21 protein-coding genes are annotated in these 22,776 nt (G+C 69.5%); 6 read left to right on the top strand and 15 right to left on the bottom strand.

Annotated elements, in window-relative coordinates; genetic code table 11:
• Window position 1: 1 nt before the first annotated feature.
• Genes ACIA5D_RS25800 through ACIA5D_RS25780 form a run of 5 tightly spaced genes read right to left on the bottom strand, consistent with a single transcriptional unit; the run spans window position 2 to window position 3,597 of the window.
• Entirely contained in the window at window positions 2–586 is a 585-nt protein-coding gene (locus tag ACIA5D_RS25800) for a DUF1684 domain-containing protein (protein ID WP_396032741.1), read from the bottom strand.
• A 17-nt stretch (window positions 587–603) separates the two neighbouring features.
• Complete coding sequence (locus tag ACIA5D_RS25795) at window positions 604–1,638, bottom strand: ABC transporter ATP-binding protein (RefSeq protein ID WP_396032740.1); 1,035 nt, start codon at window positions 1,636–1,638, stop codon at window positions 604–606.
• Complete coding sequence (locus ACIA5D_RS25790) at window positions 1,635–2,423, bottom strand: ABC transporter permease (RefSeq protein WP_396033079.1); 789 nt, start codon at window positions 2,421–2,423, stop codon at window positions 1,635–1,637. Before ACIA5D_RS25790 ends, ACIA5D_RS25795 begins: the two co-directional genes overlap by 4 nt.
• A complete protein-coding gene (gene modA, locus ACIA5D_RS25785) occupies window positions 2,420–3,166 on the bottom strand; it encodes a molybdate ABC transporter substrate-binding protein (RefSeq protein WP_396033078.1) in 747 nt (248 codons plus the stop codon). Before modA ends, ACIA5D_RS25790 begins: the two co-directional genes overlap by 4 nt.
• Window positions 3,167–3,198: 32 nt before the next feature.
• Window positions 3,199–3,597 (bottom strand): molybdopterin-binding protein, encoded by a 399-nt coding sequence (locus ACIA5D_RS25780; RefSeq protein ID WP_396032739.1) that lies wholly within the window; start codon window positions 3,595–3,597, stop codon window positions 3,199–3,201.
• Window positions 3,598–3,650: 53 nt separating this feature from the next.
• Here ACIA5D_RS25780 and ACIA5D_RS25775 point away from each other — a divergent pair, with 53 nt between their 5' ends.
• On the top strand, window positions 3,651–4,706 hold the full coding sequence (locus ACIA5D_RS25775; RefSeq protein ID WP_396032738.1) for a class I SAM-dependent methyltransferase: 1,056 nt from the start codon (window positions 3,651–3,653) through the stop codon (window positions 4,704–4,706).
• Here ACIA5D_RS25775 and ACIA5D_RS25770 read toward each other — a convergent pair.
• Both ACIA5D_RS25770 and ACIA5D_RS25765 read right to left on the bottom strand, forming a co-directional pair.
• A complete protein-coding gene (locus tag ACIA5D_RS25770; protein ID WP_396032737.1) occupies window positions 4,682–5,614 on the bottom strand; it encodes a phosphotransferase in 933 nt (310 codons plus the stop codon). The two genes, ACIA5D_RS25775 and ACIA5D_RS25770, sit on opposite strands and share 25 nt — an antisense overlap.
• 177 nt (window positions 5,615–5,791) lie before the next feature.
• Window positions 5,792–8,890, bottom strand: coding sequence for a PAS domain S-box protein (locus ACIA5D_RS25765; protein WP_396032735.1), 3,099 nt, complete (start codon window positions 8,888–8,890; stop codon window positions 5,792–5,794).
• A gap of 139 nt (window positions 8,891–9,029) precedes the next feature.
• Between ACIA5D_RS25765 and ACIA5D_RS25760 the strand changes: the two genes are divergently transcribed.
• Window positions 9,030–9,404 carry an aldehyde dehydrogenase family protein gene (locus ACIA5D_RS25760; protein WP_396032734.1) on the top strand — a complete coding sequence of 125 codons (375 nt, stop codon included), beginning with the start codon at window positions 9,030–9,032 and terminating at the stop codon, window positions 9,402–9,404.
• A 168-nt stretch (window positions 9,405–9,572) separates the two neighbouring features.
• Here ACIA5D_RS25760 and ACIA5D_RS25755 read toward each other — a convergent pair whose 3' ends face one another.
• Window positions 9,573–10,076 carry a winged helix-turn-helix transcriptional regulator gene (locus ACIA5D_RS25755; protein ID WP_396032733.1) on the bottom strand — a complete coding sequence of 168 codons (504 nt, stop codon included), beginning with the start codon at window positions 10,074–10,076 and terminating at the stop codon, window positions 9,573–9,575.
• Between the two features lie 143 nt (window positions 10,077–10,219).
• On the opposite strand from ACIA5D_RS25755, the gene ACIA5D_RS25750 reads away from it, so the two are divergent.
• Both ACIA5D_RS25750 and ACIA5D_RS25745 read left to right on the top strand, forming a co-directional pair.
• The gene (locus tag ACIA5D_RS25750; RefSeq protein ID WP_396032732.1) at window positions 10,220–10,747 is read left to right on the top strand and encodes a dihydrofolate reductase family protein; all 528 of its coding nucleotides are present in this window, start codon (window positions 10,220–10,222) and stop codon (window positions 10,745–10,747) included.
• 236 nt (window positions 10,748–10,983) lie between these two features.
• The gene (locus tag ACIA5D_RS25745) at window positions 10,984–12,819 is read left to right on the top strand and encodes an ABC transporter ATP-binding protein (protein WP_396032731.1); all 1,836 of its coding nucleotides are present in this window, start codon (window positions 10,984–10,986) and stop codon (window positions 12,817–12,819) included.
• Window positions 12,820–13,023: 204 nt separating this feature from the next.
• Here ACIA5D_RS25745 and ACIA5D_RS25740 read toward each other — a convergent pair whose 3' ends face one another.
• The 7 genes from ACIA5D_RS25740 to ACIA5D_RS25710 form a co-directional block, all read right to left on the bottom strand.
• The gene (locus ACIA5D_RS25740) at window positions 13,024–13,902 is read right to left on the bottom strand and encodes a PhzF family phenazine biosynthesis protein (RefSeq protein ID WP_396032730.1); all 879 of its coding nucleotides are present in this window, start codon (window positions 13,900–13,902) and stop codon (window positions 13,024–13,026) included.
• A gap of 376 nt (window positions 13,903–14,278) precedes the next feature.
• A complete protein-coding gene (locus ACIA5D_RS25735) occupies window positions 14,279–15,232 on the bottom strand; it encodes a glycosyl hydrolase family 32 (RefSeq protein ID WP_396033077.1) in 954 nt (317 codons plus the stop codon).
• Window positions 15,233–15,316: 84 nt separating this feature from the next.
• Window positions 15,317–16,360, bottom strand: coding sequence for a LacI family DNA-binding transcriptional regulator (locus ACIA5D_RS25730; RefSeq protein WP_396032729.1), 1,044 nt, complete (start codon window positions 16,358–16,360; stop codon window positions 15,317–15,319).
• Window positions 16,361–16,438: 78 nt separating this feature from the next.
• Entirely contained in the window at window positions 16,439–17,560 is a 1,122-nt protein-coding gene (locus ACIA5D_RS25725; protein WP_396032728.1) for a glycoside hydrolase family 172 protein, read from the bottom strand.
• A gap of 28 nt (window positions 17,561–17,588) precedes the next feature.
• Window positions 17,589–18,431 carry a carbohydrate ABC transporter permease gene (locus ACIA5D_RS25720; protein ID WP_396032727.1) on the bottom strand — a complete coding sequence of 281 codons (843 nt, stop codon included), beginning with the start codon at window positions 18,429–18,431 and terminating at the stop codon, window positions 17,589–17,591.
• A complete protein-coding gene (locus ACIA5D_RS25715) occupies window positions 18,431–19,393 on the bottom strand; it encodes a carbohydrate ABC transporter permease (protein ID WP_396032726.1) in 963 nt (320 codons plus the stop codon). Before ACIA5D_RS25715 ends, ACIA5D_RS25720 begins: the two co-directional genes overlap by 1 nt.
• The gene (locus tag ACIA5D_RS25710) at window positions 19,390–20,751 is read right to left on the bottom strand and encodes an ABC transporter substrate-binding protein (protein WP_396032725.1); all 1,362 of its coding nucleotides are present in this window, start codon (window positions 20,749–20,751) and stop codon (window positions 19,390–19,392) included. The genes ACIA5D_RS25715 and ACIA5D_RS25710 overlap by 4 nt, the downstream gene beginning before the upstream one ends.
• 415 nt (window positions 20,752–21,166) lie before the next feature.
• On the opposite strand from ACIA5D_RS25710, the gene ACIA5D_RS25705 reads away from it, so the two are divergent.
• A complete protein-coding gene (locus tag ACIA5D_RS25705) occupies window positions 21,167–21,358 on the top strand; it encodes a hypothetical protein (protein WP_396032724.1) in 192 nt (63 codons plus the stop codon).
• A gap of 50 nt (window positions 21,359–21,408) precedes the next feature.
• Window positions 21,409–22,614, top strand: a complete 1,206-nt coding sequence (locus ACIA5D_RS25700) for a NosD domain-containing protein (RefSeq protein ID WP_396032723.1) — start codon at window positions 21,409–21,411, stop codon at window positions 22,612–22,614.
• Window positions 22,615–22,776 lie beyond the last annotated feature (162 nt).

The following is a 22,776-nucleotide window of genomic DNA, read 5'->3' as shown; positions in this document are numbered from 1 at the left end:
GCTAGTGGTACGCGAGCTCGCCGGCCTCGATCGGCGCGGAAACCCGGTTCTCCGGCGGCGCGAGCGGGCACAGCCAGGCGTCGTCGTACGCGCAGGACGGGTTGTACAGGTAGTTGAAGTCGAGCCGCACGCGGTCGCCCCCGAGAACGTCGAGACCCCGCCCGTGCGTCCCCTTCACCGTGTCGGTCAGGTAGCGCCCGCCGCCGTACGAGCCGTGACCGCAGGTGCCGTCGCGTACCGGCAGGAACAGCCCACCGCCGTACGCGGAGATCCACCACAGGGAAAGCGAGCCGTACGGAGTCTCCAGCACCCCGACGCGGTGGTAGCGCACGACGCCGTCGGGCCCGCCGGTGTCGATGTCGATCTCGCCGGACGCGGGCCGCACGACGGTCTCGACGATCGCCGCGTCGTTCGGGGCGAAGTAGCGGATCCCGGTGAACGAGGCCCGTTCCCCGGCCGGGATGGGCGACTGCGGGTGGGTGGCGAACAGCTCGTCCCGCCGGGCCCGGAAGTCCTTGAGGTCGGCGGCGTCCAGATACATCCGGGCGACGGCGGCGCGGTAGTCGGTCAGATCGAGTGCCTCCATGGACGTCACGCTAACGCTCAGGCGGGGTAGGCCGTCGCCTCCTGGGCCTTCACCGTGGCCCACACCTCACGTCCCGGGGCGAGTTCAAGCTGCACAGCCGCCGCGGGTGTGACGTCCGCCGCCACCGGGATCGGCCCCGCCAGCTCGATCCGCAGTACGTCGCCGTGCCGGGCCATCGTGGTCACCGTCGCCGCCCACGTGTTGCGAGGGCTGCCGTCCGGGCGGTCCGGGAAGAGCGAGACCGCCGCCGGCGGAAAGGCAACAAAGGCATCACCCTCCAGCGGTACGGCGGTGACCAGCGCGAACCCGTCGGGGAGCGTGACGGTCGTCCCCGACGCGTGCCCACGGTACAGGTTGAGCCCGACCAGACGGGCCACGTAGTCGGTGCGCGGCTGGGCGGTGATCGTGGCGGCGTCGCCGGACTGCACGATGCCGCCGTCCTCGACGATCACCAGGCGGTCGGCGAGCATCAGCGCGTCGAGGGGGTCGTGCGTGACCAGCACCGTCGCGCCGGGGAACGACGCGAGGTGCCCGCGCAGCTGCGCGCGCGTGTCCAGCCTGGTGCGGGCGTCGAGAGCCGCGAGCGGCTCGTCGAGCAGCAGAAGCTTGGGCTCCGCGGCGAGCGCGCGGGCGAGCGCGACCCGCTGGGCCTGGCCGCCGCTCAACTGACGGGGCTTTTTCCGTACGTGATCCGCGAGACCCACCCGCAGCAGCCACTCCCGGGCCGTGTCCCGGGCCTCGCGGCGCGGCACCCGCCGGCAGCGAGGCCCGAAGGCCACGTTGTCGAGGGCCGTGAGGTGCGGAAACAGCAGGTAGTCCTGGAAGACGACGCCGATCCGGCGGCGCTCGGGCGGTTCCCGGTCGATCCGGGCGCCGTCGATCGTGACGTGCCCGTCGTCGAGGTCGGTCAGCCCGGCGAGCGACCGCAGCGCCGTGGTCTTGCCCGCGCCGTTGGGCCCGAGCAGCGCCACCACCTCGCCGGCCGCGACCGTCAGCTCGATGTCGAGCGTGAACCCGGCGTGCCGGACGACGAGGTGAGCATCGAGCATCATGCCGCCGCCCACTTGTCGCGCAGGGCGGCGAGGATGCCGACGGAAACGACCAGCAGCAGCAGACTCAGCACGATGGCCGCGTCCAGGTCTTGTTCCAGGGCCAGATAAACGGCCAAAGGCATGGTTTGCGTACGGCCGGGGAAGTTGCCGGCAAACGTGATCGTCGCGCCGAACTCGCCGAGCGCCCGCGCCCAGCACAGCACGGCCCCCGCCGCGACCCCCGGCGCGATCAGCGGCAACGTGACGCGCCGGAACGCCGTCCAGCGACTCGCGCCCAGCGTCGCCGCGGCCTCCTCGTATCGCGCGTCGGCGCCGCGCAACGCGCCCTCGACGCTGATCACCAGGAACGGCATGGCCACGAACGCCTCGGCCACCACCACGCCGGCCGTGGTGAACGGCAGAGTGACGCCGAACGCCGAGTCGAGCCACTCGCCGACCAGGCCGCGCCGGCCGAAGACCAGCAGCAGCGCCACGCCGCCGACCACCGGCGGCAGCACCAGCGGCACGGTCACCAGCGCCCGCACCAAGCGGCGGCCGGGGAACTCGGCGCGGGCCAGCACCCACGCCAACGGCACGCCCAGCACCAGGCACACCGCGGTGGCGAGGGTCGCGGTGAGCAGCGAGAGCCGCAGCGCCGCGAGGATGCCCGGCTCGGTCAGCCGCTCGGGAAGCGTCGACCAGGGCGCCCGCCAGAGCAGCCCGAACAGGGGGAGGACCAGGAACGCCAGCCCGGCGATCGCGGGGATCGCCAGGGCCGGCGGAACCGTGGGACGACGCTTGCTCAGGGCTTCTGGAACCCTGCGTCGGTGAGCACCTTGAGCGCGGGCCCGGTCTGCACGTAGGCCACGAACGCGGTCGCGGCCGACGGGTTGGGGGCGGCCTTGAGGGCCACGATCGGGTAGTCGTTGATCGCCTCGGACGACTCGGGGAACTCGATGCCGTCGACGTCCGCGGACGCCGCCTTGCCGTCGGTGCGGTAGACCAGGGCCGCGTCCACCTCGCCGAGCTTCACCTTGGACAGGGCCGCCTTGACGTCCTGTTCCTCGGTCACCGGGGTGACCTTGACACCGGCCGCGTCGAGCGCCTTGTGCGCCGCCGCGCCGCACGGCGCCTGCTCGGCGCAGAGCGCCACCTTGAGATCGGGATTCGCCAGGTCGGACAGTCCCTTGACGCCCTTGGGGTTGCCCTTCGGCACCGCGATGACCAACTGGTTCTTCACGAACACGACGGGCTCGCCGGTCGCGTCGCCGGCGCCGGTCACCGTCTTCATGGTGACCGGGCTCGCGGCCGCGAACACGTCAGCGGGGGCGCCCGACGTGACCTGCTGAGCGAGACCCGAGCTTCCCCCGTACGAGAAAGTGACTTTGACCCCGGGGTTCGCCGCCTCGAAGTCCTTGCCGATCTGATCGAAGGACTCGGTCAGCGACGCCGCGGCGAGCACCGTGAGATTGCCGGTGACGCCCGATGCCGCGCTGGATGCCGAGCCGGCCGGACTATCGGCCGCGTTGCCGCCGCAGGCCGCGAGCATGGCGGTCAGCGCCAGCGCGGCCAGTATCTTCGTCACTTCTCATCCCCTCGTTCCACGACCACCGTGGTGGACTTGATCACGGCGACCGCCGTCGAGCCGACCTCCAGCCCGAGCTCGTCGACCGCCTCGCGGCTCATGAGCGAGACCACGCGGAACGGCCCGGCCTGGATGTCGACCTGTGCCATCACCGCATCGCGGGTGATCGCGGTGACGATGCCGGGCAGGCGGTTGCGCGCCGACGAGCGGCGCGCCCCCGGGTCGGGCTCGTCGGCCAGCGACCGGGCGAAGCTCGCCAGGTCGGCCCCCAAGATGGTGCGGTGCCCGTGCTCGTCTCGGTCGGCGGTGAGCCGCCCGGAATCCACCCAGCGGCGCACGGTGTCCACGCTGACCCCGAGCAGTTCCGCCGCCTCCCCGATGCGGTACGTCGTCACGCGACCACCCTACGGCCGCAGATGCGAGGGCTAGTAGCTCGAATGACTCGCAGATGCGGAACCGTTGCGTAGCTCACGCGCTCACCGGCATGCTGGACGGCGTGCCGGAACGGATCGCCGAGGTCACCGGGTTTCTCGCGGAGGTGCTCGCCCCCCGCGCGCCCTTGACCGTGATCGTCGACGGCGGCGACCACGGCGCCGCGGCGGCCTTCGCCGCGCGGCTGGCCGAGGCCTTCCCGCCGTCCGCCCGAGCGTGGACGGTGGACGCGGTGCTCGGCCTGAGCGGCCCCACCGGCAGCCGCGTGGATTCGGCGCTCAACGTCCTGGAGCCCGCCGCCGACCGCGTCATCGTGTACCTGCGCAGCGGCCGGCGCGGCAACGGCGAGGGCGAGCGCCGGGCCCAGGTGGTGATCGACCACCACGATCCCCAGTGGCCGGTCATCCGGCACGTGCACCCCCGCCTGGCCGACCCCGAACGGTGGTACCTGACGGAGAGCAGGGCGTTCTTCGGCGCCCGGGCCGCGGATTGGGACACGAGGTTCGGCGACGACCTGCCGGCGTACGCGAAGGCCGTCGAAACGGCCGTGCCGTGCCCCGGCGACCTGGCCCTCGACGTCGGGTGCGGCACCGGCCGCGCGTTGCCCGCCCTGGTCGCCGCCGTCGGTCCGGCCGGCCGGGTGCTCGGCTTCGACGTGACGCCCGCGATGCTCGACGCCGCCCGGGACGCCGGCCGCGACGACTGCGCCGGCCTGGTGCTGGCCGACGCCCGCCGCCTGCCCTTGCCCGACGCGGTGGCGGGCCTGGTCTTCGCCGCCGGCCTGGTGCAGCACCTGCCCGACCCGGCGGCCGGGCTGGCGGAACTCGCGCGAGTGACCCGCCCCGGCGGCCACCTGATGATCTTCCACCCGTCGGGGCGGGTGGCCCTGGCGGCGCGGCACGGGCGCACGCTGCGTCCGGACGAGCCGCTGAACGAGGAGAACCTGGGGCCGCTGCTCGTGGCGGCCGGGTGGGAGCTGACGCTTTACGAGGACCCCGACGACCACTTCCTCGCGCTCGCCGTGCGCCGCCGGATCGGCAGCCCGGCTCAGGGCAGGTCGGCCAACTCCTGAGCGAGCAGCCCGGTGAGGTAGTCGTGGCGGCCGTCCGCGATCTGGATGCCTCGGCTGGGGCCTTCGGCGATCATCAGCCCGTAGAGGTGGATGCGGTACAACGCCAGCCGGATGCGGGCCGGCTCATCGAACGGCGCCGGCCGGTAACCGGCCACGAACGGGTGGTCGGGTATGTCCTCGATGCGGCGCAGGAGCGCCGGCGACACGAAGTCGAGGAGCGGGTCGCCGTACAGGTATCGCTCGCCGTCGACCAGGCCGGTCAGCGAACCGTCCGGGCCGGCCAGGACGTTGCCGTCCCACAGATCGAAATGCAGCAACGCCGGGCGGGTCACGGCGGCCAGCACGTCGCGGTAACGGGCGACCACGCCGTCGAGCGGGGGCAGGGGGACGTTCCAGTCGGCGGCATCCGCTCGCAGCGCGTCGATGATGGCCTCGAAGGCGGTCGGCCAGTCGTCGCCCGAGGCGCGGTCGCCGGTGTATCCGAAACGCGGGCCGGTGATGTTGTGGACCTGGGCTATGCAGGCGCCCAACTGCTCGCGGGCCTGGGGCGAGTCCTGAGCGGCGAGCGGGGTGCCGGGCAACAGCGTGGTGATGATCCAGGCGGGGTCGGCGGAGACGGCCAGGACCGTCGGGACCGGAACCGTGGGGGCCTGCGAACGGATCATCGAGAAGTACTCGGCCTCGGCGGGGATCAGGCCCTGCTCGTACCGGAGCAAGCGAGCCGCCGCCGGCGGACCCACCTTGACCACAACCTGACGACCGTCGGACAGGTCGGCCCGCCATACGGCGGCGAAATTGCCGCCGGACAGCTCCTCGGCGCCGGTGACCAGAGCGCCGGCGCCGAGTCCGTTCGAGACGATCGAGGCGATGTCCGTCGAGGACAGATCAGGCTGGGTAGGGCTGCGCATGATCAGACTGTAGAGGCCTGAATCCGAGGGTGTGCTCCGCGAAGGTGCGGTACCGGGCGAGCTCGATGAACAGCCAGCCGAGGGAGATGACGCCAGCGGGGTAGTGCGGTACAGCGAGTTGGGTGACGAGGTCGGGAGCGTCTTTGAGGTACGCGATCCTTGCTCGGCCGTAGACCTTCAGGCGCCGGCGCCGTGGTGGCTGTGTTGTTTCGACGGCGGCAGCGGCCGCGAGCGTGTGGCCGGTTCGGCCGAGGCGTCGGGCCGGGTTTGGCGCAGGGTGGTGTGGACGCGGTGGAGCAGTTCGCGGCTGGTGAAGGGCTTTTCGATGATGGTGACGCCGTCCTGCAGGGTGCCGTTCTCGGTGAGTACCGGTTCGGCGTAGCCGGACATGTAGAGCACAGGCAGGTCCGGCCGGATGGCTTGGACGTGCGCGGCAACTTCGTTGCCCATCATCTTCGGCATGATCACGTCGGTGAGCATGAGGTCAATGGGGTCGGGGTGGGTTTGGGCGATGTGGATGGCCTGCGCGCCGCCGGTGGCCGCAAGCACGTGGTAGCCGGCGCGGGCGAGGATGCGGGTGGCCACCTGGCGCAGGGCGTCTTCGTCCTCGACGAGCAGGATCGTCTCGGTCGCCGGCGTGTCGGCGGCGGGCGTGCTGTCGGGCACCGCGATCGTGGTGTCCGTGTCGGCGGGCGCGTCGACGGCGGGAAGCACCACGGTAACAGTGGTGCCGATTCCGGCTTCGGAGTACAGGTGCACGTCCCCGCCGGCCGCGGTGGCGATGCCGTACACGGTGGCCAGGCCGAGACCGGTACCGGAGCCTTTCGGTTTGGTGGTGTAGAAGGGCTCGAAGGCGCGCTCGATGACCTCGGCGGGCATCCCGGTGCCGGTGTCGCTGACCCGCAGCCGCACGTACCGGCCGGGCTGAAGATCGCCGGTGATGTCGTCGGTATCGAGTTCGGCGTTGCTGGTGTCGATCGACAGGGTGCCGCCGCCCGGCATGGCGTCGCGGGCGTTGACCGCGAGGTTCACCAGGATCTGTTCGACCTGGCTGGCGTCGGCGTAGACCGGCCAGAGCTGCCGGTCGAGGCTGGTGATCAGGTGGATGTGTTCGCCGAGGGTGCGGCGCAGCATCGGCTCGACGTCGGCGATGACGTGGTTGAGGCTCAGGACCTGTGCCTGGGTGATGTCGCGGCGGCCGAAGGCGAGCAGTTGCTTGGTGAGCCGGGTGGCCCGTTCCGCGGCGCGGCTGATCTGTTCGAGGTCCTTGCGGGCGGCGGCCAGGTCGGCCGGTTCGGGTGCGGGGCACTCCATGGTCTCGGCGAGTAGTTCAGCATAGTTGGTGATCACGGCAAGGATGTTGTTGAAGTCGTGCGCCACCCCTCCGGCGAGTTGACCGAGGCTCTCGAGCCGGCGGGCGTGTTGCAGGCGACGTTCGCCGGCGTCGCGTTCGGCCTGGGCGATCAGGCGTTCCCGTTCGTGCTGCGCGATGAGTCGTTCGGTGACGTCACGAACAGCCGCGGACACGATCAGGCCCCGGTCGGTGTCCAGCGCCGAGAGGCTGATCTCCGCGGGGAACTCGCTGCCGTCCTTCCGCACCGCGGTCAACGCCTGCCCGCCACCCATAGGCCGGCTCCTCGGCTGGGCGAAATAGTGTTCCCGCTGCAGGCGGTGGCCGGCGCGGACCCGGCCCGGGACGAGGACGTCGATCGACTGGCCGAGCAGTTCCTCACGCCGGTAGCCGAACAGCCGTTCCGCCTGAGCGTTGATCAACGTGATGGTGCCATCGCGGGTGACGCCGACGATCGCGTCCGGCGCGGCCTCGAGCAGTCCCTCGAACATCGCCTCGGCGCGCTGGCGCTCGGTGATATCCCGGGAGATCGACGCAATCCCCGTGACCTGGCCGTCCTGATCGCTGATCGGCGACAGCGTCAGAGAAACGGTCATGGTGGTTCCATCCTTGCGCCGGTGCGGTACCCGATGTTGCTGGATACGCTCGCCCTCGATGACGCGGTCCAGCAGCCGCGCCTCGGTTTCCTGCGCACCTGGCGGGAACAAAACGGACACGTGCCGGCCCAGCACCTCGGCGCGGCGGTAGCCGTAGAGCTTCTCGGCACCGGTGTTCCAGCTGGTGACGACGCCGTCGACCGTGAAGGCGATGATCGCGTCGTGGGACGACTCCACGATCACGGCGAGGCGTTCGCGTTCGGCCAGCGCCCGGGCCCGGCCGGCCAGCGACCCCGCCTGGACGGCCAACTCGGTGAACAGGGACACATCGTCGTCGGCGAACAGCCTGCGGTAGCGGTTGAGCACCAGCAGCGCGCCCAGCCCGTCGGCGGTGTTCACCGCGGCCACGCTCACGAACCGGGTGTTGGTGACCTGAGCGAGCTTGACCGCGACCGCCGGGGGATGCGTCCACCCGGCGAGGGCGTCGATCGTGCCGTGAGCGGCGAGGAGTTCCCCGAGGTCCCGGCCGGTGCATTCGTAGTCGGCCGACCGAATGCCCGCCGCGCCCGCTACTCGGATCGTCCCGGCAGCGGCCGGCATCAACACCACCACGGCGTCGGCGCCGAGAACCTCCGCGGCGCCCTGGCAATAGGCCTGCCAGGTCAGCGCCGCCGGCTCGTGCACCGGCGCGGCCAGCAACCGGCGCATCACCGCGTACGCCGCCCGCCATGACCACCCGCGTCGCAGCCAGTGCGGCGGCACGAACGCCAGCAGGTACAGCAGCGCCGAGACCATCGCGACCGCCCGTGCGTCCGCCGCCAACGCCTGCCCGCCGCCGGCCATCAGCAGTGCGGCTCCGAACAGCGCGGTGCCACCGGCGGCGCACCACAGCCGGGTGCGCGCCGCGCCGCCACGCCGGCGGGCCTCCTTCGCGAACAGCCACGCCGCGGTCGTTTCGCCGGCGAAGAAGACGATGACGCACGGCCAGATGATCACCGACGGCAAGGGGCGGGGCAGGACAAGCACCGGAATCGCCGAAAGGATCCAGCCAACCGCTACCGCGGCGATTAACCATCGAGGCACCGGCCGTAGCCGGCGCACCAGCCGCAAGGTCAGGTATGGCTGCGCCAGAAGCAACGCTGACACGAGCCCGCGTGTCGGCCGGGGTGGCTCACCCACGACCCGGCTGAACACCGCAAGGACGAACAGCATCCCGACCGCGGCGAAAATCGCCATGACGTCGAGCAGCAGCGGATCCCGGTCGCGTAGATATCGCCACGACACCCACACGAGTATCAGGACGAACAACGCGGTGACCAAGACCGTCATGGTGCTCTGCCTCTCGAACGAAACCGGCAATAGGAGCACATCAGGCCAAGCGTAGTCACATTAGCCTGCATGCCATTCCGGAATCGAAGACATCAGAACAAAAGGTATCGATGAACACCGGCGAGGTTCATGCCGAACGATGGTCGCGCGTCTCGCTGCCGACCCAGGGCGCAGAGCCCCAACCGCGGAGACCTGCCCGGCCGGGAAGGGTGCATTCACGCCTCGGGGAGCCCTGCTGGACGACGCGAAGAGGCGGGGCGCGACGATCGCCGCCGGGGGAGATCTCCGGCCGGACGGCGTGCTGCGCCCCTCGCTGGTGACCGGCGCGCGCCCGGACATGCGGGTGAGCGCCGAAGAGGTCTTCGGTCCGGTGGTGGCAGTCACCCGCTACGACGACCTCGGCGAGGCGCTGGCTCTCGCGAACGACACCCGCCACGGCCTCCAGGCGGGCATCTTCACCTCCAGTCTGGACACGGCCCTGCGGGCGCCCGGGGGCTCGACTTCGGAGGCGTGATCATCAACGACGTGCCGACGTGGCGTGCCGATCTCCTGACAAGCGACCCAAACGCCGGAGACCGAGCTCCACTGTCGGCCCGTAGCTTGCAGCGTCGCTGTACGAAGGCAGTGCAGCACCGGCGTGGCGAGGACCGGCCGCCTCGAAGCAGACGAGGAATTCGCTGCTCTACGGAGCAACGTTGACGCACATGGCGTTGTCGTAGGCAGCTCGGAGCCGATCGCTCGGGCGCGGCGCAGTGGGATCTGGTCGCGGGATACCGAGGTGGAGCTCGCGCAGCTCGTCCATCATCTCGGCCACCAGGCCGGGACCGCCGTCGCGCAGCAGTTCCGCGCGAACACGCAACCGCGGGGAACCGTGCCGGTGCGCAAGGCCCCAGTTGCCCAGCGCGACCATGACCGGGAGGACCTGAATGCCCGCCTCGGTCAGGGAGTACATCGCCCGCTGCCCCCGGTGGGCGTCCTCGCGGGTCAGCAGACCCGCGGCGGTGAGCTGTTTGAGCCGACTGCTCAGGATGTTGCTCGCGATCCCCTCCTCGGAGCCCGTGAGCAGCTCCCGGAAGTACCGGCGATTACCGAACATGACATCGCGCAGCACCAGAACCGCCCACGAATCGCCGAGCACCTCAACGGCGGCATTGATCGGACATCCCGAACGCGGCGCGCTCTGCATCGGTCACCTCCCGGCTAGTGGTTGCAACTTACCACCACATTGCCTAGCCTCGGCCTAGTTGCAAACAGCAATCACTTGGAGGGGTCATGCCTGAGACAGAGCCGTACTCGCCGCCGCCGCAGCCCGCGGCCGGCAAGGTGCTGATGCACTTCGCGGTGTCGGTGGACGGGTTCGTCGCCGGCCCAGATCACGACATGAGATTCATGCAACGAACGACAGTCCGCGACGGGCTGCACCGCGAGTACATCGAAAGCACAGGGGCGATTCTCGCCGGACGCAACGGCTTCGACAGCGCCATCGGCGACTCCCGCCCTTACGGCGGCGCATGGAAGGGGCCGATCTTCGTGCTCACCCACCATCCCGAAGACGCCCAACCCGCCGAGGACATCACGTTCCTGTCCTGCCCGGTGGACGAAGCGGTACGCATCGCCCTCGCCGCAGCGCTGGGCAAGAACGTCGAAGTGTTCTCTCCCACCATCTGCGCGCAGCTGCTACCTCTGGGGCTCATCGATGAGATCGACATCCACATAGTGCCAGTCCTCCTCGGCGACGGTGTCCGGCTGTACGACGCGATAGGCGGGCATCCACTGCACCTCCGGCGCGACAGCGACACACCGAGCCGTACCGTCGACCTGCGCTACCAACCGATCCGTACGACCTCCGGCAAATGACACCATCCGCGGCGACTGCCGTGGCTACGGCATCATGGTCCGCACCCTCGACGGCGACCAGATCGCCACGATCACCGGCAGTGCTGCCCGGCGAATAAATCGGCGGCGGTCCCGATCGGCATCTCCTAGGCTCGCGAGGTCGAAAGGTGAGCACCTGACCCAGAAGGGATCGATCATGAGGGTTTCCGGCGGTTTCCCCAGTTCTCCGTCCGTCTCCTCCGCCGGAAGGGCACTCCGTGTCAGGTCTGTTCACCACGCCCATCGATCCCTTCCCGGCCGGTAACGGTCGCACGCCCGCCGCCGGCGTCCGGCGGTTCCTGCGGCAAGAACTGCGGCCGCTGCGCGCGGTCATGGTCGCGGCCGTCGCCACGACCATCCTGTGCGCCGCGATCGAGGTGTGGCTCATCGGGTACGGCGGACGGCTGGTCGACACGCTCGCCGCCGCCGGCCCGGCCACCCTCTGGTCCGGGCACCGGGGCGAGCTGCTCGCCGTCGCCGCGTTCGTGCTGCTGGTCCGGCCGTTGATCACGCTGGCCGGCGAGGCGCTGGACGACATCGCGTTCCGCGCCAGCGCACGGCCGCTGGTCCGGTGGCGGCTGCACCGCTACGTGTCCCGGCAGTCCGTCGGCTGGTTCCGCGACGATCTCGCCGGACGCATCGCCACCTGGGTGCGCGACGGCGGTGACGCCGCGGCCACCGCCGCCTACTCGGTGATCCACACACTGGTCTTCGTGATCGCCTACATCGCCGGGTCGGTGTGGCTGATGTCCACGATCGACGTGCGGCTGCTGCTTCCGCTGGCCGGCTGGATTCTGGCGTACGCGCTGCTCATGGCCTGGGCGGTGCCGCGGTATCGGCGTGCGTCCGAGCGATTGCAGGACGCCGAATCGGCGCTGACCGGCCTGCTGGTCGACTCGTACGCCAACGTGGACACGCTCGCCCTGCTCGGCGGCGCGGATTCGCGTACCGGATACGACCGCCGGGTGTTCGCGGCAACCCGGCGCGCGCATCTGGACCTGCAGCGCGTCGAGGTGACGATCAACAGCGGCATGATGGCTCTGGGCAGCGCGCTCCTGGTCGGCCTGGTCGGCTACGGCATCGTGCTATGGCGGTCCGATGCCGCGCCGCTGGGCCTGGTCGCGGCCGCGCTCGCGTTCAGTTTCCGGATCACCGCAATGGCGGAGTGGCTGCTCGACGCCGTTTCGGCGCTCTTCGGATCGGTCGGCGCGCTCCGCCATGCCCTGCGCACCATCGCCCAACCGCTGCGGGTCGCCGACAAACCACAGGCAATCCCGTTTTCCGTACGCGGCGGGGCCATTCAGTTTTCTCGCGTCAGCCACCACTACGGCGGCCGGGTGGGCGGGCTCGACCGGTTGAGCCTGGACATCGACGCCGGGGAACGGGTGGGCGTCGTCGGCCGGTCCGGCGCGGGCAAGTCCACAATGGTCGGTCTGCTGCTGCGGTTCTACGACGCGGAGCACGGCACGATCAGGATCGACGGCACCGACATCGCGGACGTGACCCAGGAGAGCCTGCGCGCCGCGATCGCCGTGGTCGCCCAGGAGGCCACGCTGCTGCACCGCTCGGTCCGGGAGAACATCGCCGGCCCGGACGACAGTGACGACGCGCGGATCGAGGCCGCGCTACGCCGGGCGTCCGCCGACGGGTTCGTCGGCACATTGCGCGACGCGTACGGCCGAACGGGTCTCGATGCCCACGTCGGCGAGCGCGGCGTGCGCCTGTCCGGCGGGCAGCGGCAGCGGATCGCCCTGGCCCGTGCCTTTTACCGGGACTCTCCGATCCTGGTGCTCGACGAGGCGACCTCCGCGCTCGACTCCGAGGCCGAGGCGGCCATCCACGACACGCTCGACGAGGTGATGGCCGGCCGTACGGTGATCGCGATCGCGCATCGGCTCTCCACGATCGCCCGGATGGACCGGATCGTCGTCCTCGACGCCGGCCGGATCATCGAGCAAGGCCCCCACGCCGAGCTGCTGGAGCGTGGCGGCCTCTACGCATCGCTGTGGTCGCGGCAGTCCGGCGGGTTCCTCGCCCGCGACACGGCCGCTTAACGTCCGGGCGCCAGCCGATCCGTGTTGACGTAGGAAGATTTTGCCTATGGGAAAGATGGGTTATAGTAGGCGCTTCCCAGCTACGCCGATGCAGAACCGTGCCGGCGCTGTCGGCCAGTAGCGAGCCATAGGGCAGCTCGTCCTGCCCGGCCGCGGCGGCGGCGAGATCGATCGCGAAGGCCAGGAGCTTCTCGTCGCCGGGGTTCATGCCAGCCGGAGCTCTCCGTGCGCGGTGACCAGTCCGGAGCCGGACAGCCGTACCCGATCGACGGCCACGTCCACCCGGATGCGACTCGGACGTCCGAGGTGGTGACCCTGCTCGATGAAGATGGGCGCGTCGGCCGGCGCCCGGCCGGATCGGATGAGGGCGACGGCGAGTGGGCCCGCCGCCGTGCCGGTCGCCGGGTCTTCGGCGATGCCGACGGTCGGGTTGAAGAAGCGGGCATACGCGGCCGCGTCGTCGCCGGCGGTGGTGTAGAGGTAGCAGCCCTCGCCGCCGGCTTCCGCCAGGATCTCGGCCAGTTCGCGGCTCTGCGCCACGGCCGCGTCGACCGCCGCGCGGGTGGCGAGCGGGACGAGCAGGTGCGCGACGCCGGTGGAGACCACCTGGGCGGTGATGTCGGGAGAGAGGTGCCGCGGTTCGAGTCCGAGCGCGCCGGTCAGCCGTTCGGCGTCGGTGACGTGTTTGCCGAACTGGGGGATGCCCTGGTCCATGACGATGCGGGTCGGTTCGCCCGGCGCGCGCAGGATCTCGACGGCGAGGATCTCGGCGCCGATCCGTTGCCGCATCGTGACGGCCGGCTGGTCGCCGGTGAGGCCCTGGTCGGCCAGCCAGAGCCAGGCGCCGAGGGCGTTGTGGCCGGCGCCGTCGACCTCGGCGCCGGCCGGGGTGAACGAGCGTAGGCGCCAGTCGACTCCTTCCTCGCCGGGGCGGAGCAGGAAGGTGGTCTCGGACTGGTTGAACTCGCGGGCGATGGCTTGCATCTGTGGCACGGTCAGGTCGTCGGCGTCGGGCACGAGCGCGAGCGGGTTGCCGGTCAGCGGGCGGTCGGCGAACACATCGACGAAGAAGAAGCGGGTCATGGCTACCAGTCTCGATCGCGGCCGGCGCGAACGGCAGCGCCCTTTTGCGGAACGACCTCATATCACCGCTGGAGCAGGATCAGATCATCACCTCGTACGCCGCCCGGGTCGTCGCCGAGGCCGTCGGCTACGCGCTGCGCGCTGGCGGTGCGGTGCGGTGCACCTCTTGGCCGGCGCGAACGGCGAAGGCGCCGTCGCTGCCGAGGGTGATGACCACCAGCTCTGGTCCGAGAGTGGCCCACTGGCGGGCGACCGCGGTCGCTGGCTCGTCCGGGTAAAGAACCTGTAGGTCTTCTTTGCTGGCCACCGGGATGGGCGCGGAAGCCACCGTCCGCGTCGCTGGGCAGCAGATCGACGATGGTCTCGCCGAGGACGGTCAGCACGTCGCCGCCGTCGTGGTGTCCGCCTTGAGTGTGCCGTCGGCGAGTCGGACGGGCATGGGGTCACTAAGGCCGCCGACGAACCTGCCCCCGCCACCGCGGTTGTGGAAGGCAAGCAGCTGCCATTGTCCGTGCGGGTCTTTGACGAGGCGGCCGGCGTACAGGCTTTCATCGGTGACAAGGCGGGCTTTCGACGTGTCGAAGGGACCTAGCAGGCTGTCGCCGGTGACCGCCCAGATGCCGCCGGTTTCGCCGTCTGCGCGGCGTGCTGCGGACAGTTCAGGCTGAAGGCAGGAGAACAACAGCACTGGCTGCCCGTCGACGATCTCGACCTGTGACACTTCGAGTTGTCCGAAGCCGCTGCCGGGGCTGGTCAGCGGTGGTTGCACTTGCCAGGCGATCAGGTCCGTGGAGCGTGCGTGGCCGATCACGCCACGGTCGTCGGCCGGGCCCTGGTTGGCGCGGGCGGTGATCAGCATGTGCCAGCCGTCGCCGTCGGGGTCGGCGAACACCCACGGGTCGCGCCACGCCTCGTTGGGCCAGGGGGCCTCGCCGAGTCGCTCGTACCAGCGCGGGTCGGCCTCCAGCAGCGGTCCGTCGTGCCGGGTCCAGGTGGTCAGGTCCGCGGAGGTGGCCAGTCCGATTCGTTGCACGAGCCCGTCATCGGGGCTGCCGACGCCGGTGTAGAACATGCGCCACAGCCCGTCAGAGCCGCGGACCACCGAACCGGTCCAGGTCGCGATGTCGTCGAAGGCCGGCCGGTCGTCGTGAACCAGCGCGTCGTCGACCTGGGTCCATTGGCGCAGGTCGGTCGAGACGGCGTGGCCGATGCCTGCCCGGTAGTGCCGGCGATCCGGGTCGCGAAGCGCCCGGGAAGCCTGCAGGAAGAACAGGTGGTAACTGTCGCCCTCGCGAGCCAGCCAGAAGTCCCACGACCAAGCATTGGCCATTGTGAACACAGAAGGATCCTTTGAAGTCAGCGTGGACCACCGGTCCCGCGTCGTGCGCGGAACCGGGGCAACGGGTGCGGTGGTTCAGGGAATGGTCGGTGCGGCCACGGAGTCGCGCCGAACCAGCGGGCATTCCATGGTTATGTGCGCGGGCGCGCGGCGCCGGCGACCTGCCGGTTGTACCGCGCTCAGCCTGTCGATCATCGTGTTGACCGCCCAGGCGCCCATCTCGTAGTGGGGCAGGGCGACTGTGGTCAGGGGCGGGAACAGGCCGTCGGCGATGAGTTCCTGGTTGTCGAAGCCCACCACTGACAGGTCGTCCGGAATCCGTAGCCCAAGCTGGTGGGCGGCCCAGTAGGCGCCCATCGCCATGCGGTCGTTGAAGCAGAACAGACCGGTTGGCCGGTCCGGGCGGCGCAGCAGTTCCATGGCGGCGCGGTAGCCGCCGGGCGTGTCGGATTGCTCGACAACGACCAGCTCGGGTGCGAACGGTATGCCGGCCTCGGTGAGCGCTTGCCGGTAGCCGACCAGCCGGCCATGCGTGGCGGGGATGTCATCGATGTTGGTGGCGAATCCGATCCGGCGATGCCCGGCGGCGACCAGCTCCTGCACGGCGGCGCGGCCGCCGCCGACCTCGTCCGGTACCACGGAGGGATAGGCCGTCGCGGTGGAGCTGGCGTCCAGGAGTACGACCGGCAGGCCGGCGAGCCGGTCCGGGACGGTGACCTGCCGGTGGTACATGGTCGCGTAGAGCACCCCGTCGACCTGGTGCTGCAGCAGCGCGCTGATCTCCCGATCCTCGAGGTCCGGGTCGCCGCCGCTGTTGAGCAGCAGCACGACCCAGCCCTTGGCCGAGGCCGCCTCCTGGGCCCCGAGCATGATGCGCCCGGCGTGCGGGGTAGTGGCGATCTGATCGGAAAGCAGGGCGAGGATTTGCGTACGCTGCAGCCGCAAGCCTTGGGCGAGTTTGTTCGGGGCGTAGCCGAGCCGCGCGGCGGCTGCGGTCACCCGCTCGCGGGTCACCTCACTGACGCGTGCGCCAGTGGTGTTGTTGAGCACGTGCGAGACCGTGGTCACGGACACGCCCGCCGCGCTGGCCACGTCCCGGATGCTTACGTTGCGTCCCATCGCCCAACCTATGCCGTTTCGAATGTCCACCCGGGTGCCGACGCGGCTGTCCGTGCCGGCACCACGCTAGCGGAGCGCCTATTCATCCCACAGCCCGTGCTCCGGCCACCGGCGGGGCAGCCGCTGCTCGACCGGCGGCAGTTCCGGGGTCGGTCGATGCGGCAGGTGCTGGTACCAGTAGGCGACGCTGGAGTAGTCGTTGCCCTGGTCGTTGGCGTGGCCGTGTTCGATGGTGACCCGGATGGACGCGCTGAACCGGACCGGGTCCTCGATGTGGAAGCGGTAAAGGCTCCACAACCCGAAGTGTTCCTGGGCGCTGCTGGCCAGGGAGATGCCGTGGTAGGGCCCGGCGTAGGCGCCGCTGGGAAAGCCCCATGCCGCGCCGAAGTAGTCCTCGGTGCCGGTTCCGTGCAGCGACGGCGGCCATACCTCGCCGTCGATGAAGATCATGTCGTCGCCTTCGCCGGGCCAGGTGAACTCCTGGTTGGAGGCGTCGAAGTTGTCGATGCTCAGCACGCAGCCGACGTAATGACCGGTGCCTTCCGCGTCGAGGATGACGTAGTTGTCGTCGCCGGTCACGTTCACGCCGGGCAGATCCCACGGGGCCGGCTTGTCGGCGGTGGCTGGGTGCACCACCTTCTGCGTTGGTTTCTCCTGCCGGTAGAGGGCGTGGAATCGACCGATGTCGTCCGGTACGGGTTCATCGGTGAGGTCGTAGTCGACGTAGTAGAAGAGGTTCTCGATCGGCTGGTCGCTCTCGTTGCGGATGACGATCCGCGCACTGCTGGCGAAGGGCATGGGGAAATAGCAGTTCATCGCGGCTGCGAAGGGTCCTTTCGGGCCGCGCCGCGGTCCGGTCACCTGGCTGATCGGCAGGGCGACGAAGTGTGAGCTGACCGCGTGCCCGACACCGAAGAAGTCACCGAGCGGGCTTCGTACGCTGGGTGTGTCTTCGCCGTCCCAGTACATCTCCAGCACGATTTTGCGCAGGTACTGCGGGGAATAGCAGCGGGTGGTGAGCCAGATGTGGGTGATGATGCCCGTGCCGGTCAGGTCGGCCAGCACGTGGGTGCCGCCGGCCGGGACGACCGCGAAGTCGCGGTTGCCGCCGGTGCGGTCCCAGCTGGATTCGCGCCGGGACCGGGCGGACTTGATCTTCGGTAGTCCCCCGAGCGGGCTGCTGGCTTGCCAGAACGTCACGGTGTTTCCTTTCGTACGGGTGGCGGGGTCAGCCCTTGACCGCGCCGAGGCTGAGGCCGGCCACGATGCGCCGCTGCAGCAGCAGGGTGAGCACGACGGCGGGCAGGGAGTACAGGGCGGCCAGCGCCGTCATCGGCCCCCAGTCGAGGCCGAACTGGCTTTGCAGGTTCGCGATGGCCAGCGGGGTGGTCTGCGCCTTGATCGAGGTGAGCAGCAGCGCGAACAGGAACTCGTTCCACGAGGCGAGGAACGCGAAGATCGCGGTGACGGCGGTTCCACCCGCGACAACCGGCAGGATCACCGAGACCAGGGCGCGTGGCCGGGAGCAGCCGTCGACCAGGGCGGCCTCCTCGATCTCCGGGGGTACGGATTCGAAGAAGCTGGCGAGCAGCCAGATGGACAGCGGCAGCGCGATGGTGGTCTGGGCCAGCGCGAGCCCGGTGGGGGTGTCGATCAGGTGGACGGCGCCGAGAATGCCCACCAGCGGCACCCCGATCGCGACGGCGGGCGCCATGCGGACCAGCAGCGAACCGGCGAGCATGAGCCGGCCGGCGCGGGTGCGGTAGCGAGTGATGCCCCAGGCCGCCGGGATGGCCAGGACCAGGGAGATGACAGTGGCCAGCGTCGCGGTGGTCACGCTGTTGATGAACGACGCCCGTACGCCCTGCCGGTTCACTGCGGTGATGTAGTTGTCCAGGGTGATGCGGTGCGGCAGGACCGTCGGCGGGACGGCGATGGCGTCGGTGGCCGGCTTGAGCGAGGTCAGCAGCAGGTACAGGAAGGGGAAGGCGTAGGCCGCGACGACGGCGATCGCCAGCAGCCACAGCAGCGCGCGGCGCAGCCGCCGGGCGGGATCGGTACGGCGGCTCATCACGACTCCCGGCCGGGTCGCCAGATGGTCATGACCGCGATCAGGGCAACCACCATCGTCACCGCCATGAAGACGGTGCTCATCGCGGCGGCGGACCCCGGGTCGTTGTAGGTGACCATCGTCTTGTAGATGTGCAGGCTGAGTGTCTCGGAGGCGGACTGCGGGCCGCCGCCGGTCTGGATGAGGATGGTGTCGAACGCGCGGGCGGCGTCGACACCGCGAATGATCAGGGCGACGGCGATGACCGGTCGCAGCAGCGGCAGGATGATGGTGCGCAGCAGGCGCAGCCCTTGAGCGCCGTCCAGGCGAGCTGACTCGAGCAGTTCCGGCGGGATGGACTGCAGGCCGGCGAAGATCATCAAGGTCATGAACGAGGTGGTGAGCCAGACGTCCGGGATAGCGACCGAGAACAGCACCAGGTGCGGGTTGCTCAGCCAGGCGATGTCGCTCGGATCGCGGAGAAGGCCGACCCGGGTCAGCAGCTCGTTGACGATGCCGAAGTTGTCGATCAGCATGAACCGCCAGAGCAGCCCGGCGACCAGCGGCGCGATCATCAGCGGGTAGAGGAACGCCGTCCGCAGGACCTGCGATCGGGGGCCGAGGGCGTAGAACAGCAGCGCCACCGCGAGACCGAGAGCGAGCTCGGCCGCGACGACCACCACCGTGTAGACCAGAGTCCGTACGCCCGCGGAGCGCACGGCGGGGTCGGTGAACAGGTCGCGGTAGTTGGCGAGTCCGCCGAAGCGGGGACCACCGGGGTCGAACGTAGAGCCGGTGTGAAGGCTGTCGATCAGCAGTTTCAACAAGGGCCAGCCGACGAGGGCGAGCAGCACCAGCGCCGCGGGAGCGATCAGCAGTAGTGCGTAATTGCTGTCGCTGACTCCACGGCGGCGCCGGCGGGCGCTGCTCTTGGCAGGTCCGCGCAACACGGCCGGTCGCGCGGCGGCTGGGGCTCGATTCACTTGATGATGCCTTCGATCTGCGTACGGGCCGACTTCAGCAAAGCCGCGTAGTCGGCGCCCGGGGCGACGGCCTTCTGCAGCATGGGAATCAATGCGCTGTCGACGATCTGCTGCCACTTCGGGTGCGCGGGGCGCGACCGGGTCGCGGACGCGTCGAGGGTCTTCAACAGCGGGCCGAACGCCTCGAAGCCCTTCTTGTCCGCGTACTGCTGGTAGGCGGACTTGCGCGCGGCCAGGCCGAGCGAGGTGTCCAGGCTCAGCGCGTTGTTGTCATAGCAGAACTGGATGAACTGCCTGGCGAGATCCTGCCTGGTCGACGACTGCGGCACCGACAGATACCAGGGGCCGGGGATCCCGGCGACGCCGGCCGAGCCGCCGATCATCGGCGCGACCCCGACCTTGCCGGCGACCGCGGCGTCGGCGGGGATCTGCCGGTACGCGTGCGCCCAGAACCGGGTCATCGCCGTGCTGCCCTGGTTGAACAGATTCTGCGCGGCCGACCAGTCGATCTGCGCGGCGCCGGCCGGGCTGACCTTGTACTTGTTCTGCAGATCCGCGTAGAAGGTCAGCGCGGCCAGGTGCTGGGCGTTGTCGACGATCACCGCTCCGGTGTCGTCGAGCACCACGCCGGGCGAGCCGGCTTGCAGCACGTGGGCCAGCCACTCGGTCTCCACCTTGCCTTTGACGTCGGTGCCGTAGAGCTTCTTGTCGGGGCGGGTGAAGAACTGGGCGACGTCGGTGAACTGCTCCCAGGTGGCCGGCGGAGTCAGCTCGTAGCCGTACTTGGCCTTGAACGCTGCTTTTTCCTTGGCGTCGCCGAACAGGTCGGTGCGGTAGAGCAGTACCTCGGCGTTGGTCCAGACGGGCATTCCGATGAAGTGGCCGCCGACCTGCGGCTCCTTGACCAATGCGGGGAACAGGTCGGCCTGCACGGCCGGCGTGAACAGGTCGTCGAGGGGTGCGAGCTTGCCCGCGAACAGCGGGATCCAGACCGCGTCGATCGCGCAGATGTCGAAGCTGGCCTTGGCGCCGGCGAGTTCGCTGGTCAGCCGGTTGAACAGGCCGTCGTAGGGCAGCTCCACGAGGGTGACGGTGGTGCCGGTCTGCTGTCGGAACTTGTCGACGATCGGTTGCAGCTCGATCTTGCCGCCGCCTTCGCAGGCGAGGGTGAGTGTCTTGGAGCTTCCTGAATCGGAGCTGTCGCCGCCGGCGCCGCAGGCACTGGCGAGCACAGCGACTCCGGCACCGGCGGAGAGGCTGAGCAGCCGCCGGCGGCTCAGGCCGGCGGACGCGGCTGGATCGAAGGGGGCAATGGCGCTGCGGCTCGGAAAGCGCGCGCCGCGACGGGCAGAGAACACGGACTGGCTCCTTCATGGCAAGGCAAGAACCGTCGAGCGCCCGGACACGCGGGACGAGGCACACCACGCCGCGGTCATCTACCAGCCTGGCGCGCGGCGCCCAAGAAACGCAGGCGACCAGGAGAATCCCGGATCCGATCGTCTGCCAAAACGTTAAGCCAAATGGTTTTGGCAGACGATAGATCGCACGTCGTGTGGCCGTCAAGTGTCGAAGGTGTTTCGACGGCGATCTCCTTGCGGCCGCCCATCGCGACGGTTGACGCCAGCAACGCCACGGTGCTACGACTTGCGCTGACACGCGCTCGCTCCTGCAGGTGTGGCATCGCCGGCCCACCCGAGGACGCATCGGTCTGCCCCGGCCGTGTCATTCCGGGTTCCCACGCGAATCGCCGCTACCCCACTCCAGGAGTGGCTCATGCCTGCCCACGAAAACCCCATCGGCCGGCGCACGGTACTCAAGGCGCTGGCCGCCGCGCCGATCCTGGCAAGCCCGCTGGCCGGGTCAACCGACCGCGCCGGCTCCGGCGATCACCGGCGAACACGCGCGCCACGGTCACCGATCGGCGCGCCGGCCCTGGCTCACGAAACACTCATCGGCGTCCTGTGACGCCGAGATCGCCCGCCCTGCCACGACTTTCCCAGGAAGGACGGTGGACTGTGTCCACTGTGTACGACGTGACCCGCTGGACGATTCCCGGCCGGCCCGGCGTCAACGCCAACAACGATATCGGCGCCGTGATCAACAGCATCATCGCCGATGTCAAGGCCAGCCAGCCCGGCCAGGTATCCAAGCCCGGCGCCGTCATCTACATCCCGCCCGGTGACTACTCGCTCAAGACGCGCGTCGTCATCGACATCAGCTACCTGCAGATCAAAGGATCCGGGCACGGCTTCGCCTCGCTGAGCATCCGCTACAACACCGCCGACACCTCCGGCTGGCACGAACTGTCGCCCGGCGCGAGCCACATCAAGGTGGAGAACACCGACGGCAACGCGGAGGCATTCCTGGTCACCCGCAGTGGCGCCCCCCGGCTGGCCGCCATCGAGTTCCGCGACTTCTGCATCGACGGTGTCAGCTTCACGCCGAACCAGAACTCCTACCGCAACGGCAAGATCGGCATCCGCATCGCCTCCGACAACGACGCCCTCAAAGTCGCCGGCATGGGCTTCGTCTACCTCGAACGCGCCCTGGTCAACAACGGCGCGGACGCCTTCAACGTCACCGACAACTTCATCGCCGAATGTGGCAGCTGCGTCGAACTGACCGGCGCCTCCCAAGCCAGCAAGATCACCAACAATCTGATCGGCGCCGGCTTCGTCGGCTTCTCGATCTTCGCCGAGAACACCGAAGGCCTGCTCGTACAGGGCAACAACATCTTCCCCCGCGGCCGCAGCATGGTGCATCTGAAGACCAGCAATCGCTGTTCGATCACCGGCAACCGGTTCCAAGGTTTCTACCCCGGCATGATCGACTTCGAGGGGGTCAACAAGGAGAACCTGATCGTCGGCAACCATTTCCGGCGCGTGCCGGAAGGGTTCCCGCCCCTGCAGGGCTACAACAACGGCAAGGACGACCTGTACGGAGTGATCCACCTGCTCGGTGACAACAACATGTTCTCGGGCAACCTCATCAGCTTCGATGTGCCCGCCTCGGCTGTCACGCCGGCCGGCGCCACTCCGACCATGGTTCTGGTCGCCGGCGGCGACGCAAACTTCATCAGCAACAACCACGTCGTGACCAATATCGCGACGAACCATGTCGTCCTGGACGCCGGCACCACCAACACGAAGATCCTCGACAGCGGTACGGCGGAGCAGGTCGTCGCCTACAGCGCGAGCTACGCCCTGCGACCGACCCCGTAAGGCATCCTCGCTCAACCGGCATCGGCCGCTGTCCCGAGCGCGAGACACTTGCGACCGACGCCGTGCGGCAACATTCCCTGCCAAACAATTTTGGCAGTGAATGTTGCATTTATGGCCTTGATTAAACGTTTTGGCAACGTCACGCTCACATGACCGACACAA

The organism is Actinoplanes sp. NPDC051513, from assembly GCF_044454685.1.
Taxonomy (GTDB): Bacteria; Actinomycetota; Actinomycetes; order Mycobacteriales; family Micromonosporaceae; genus Actinoplanes.
This window is presented reverse-complemented; position numbering and strand designations above follow the sequence as displayed.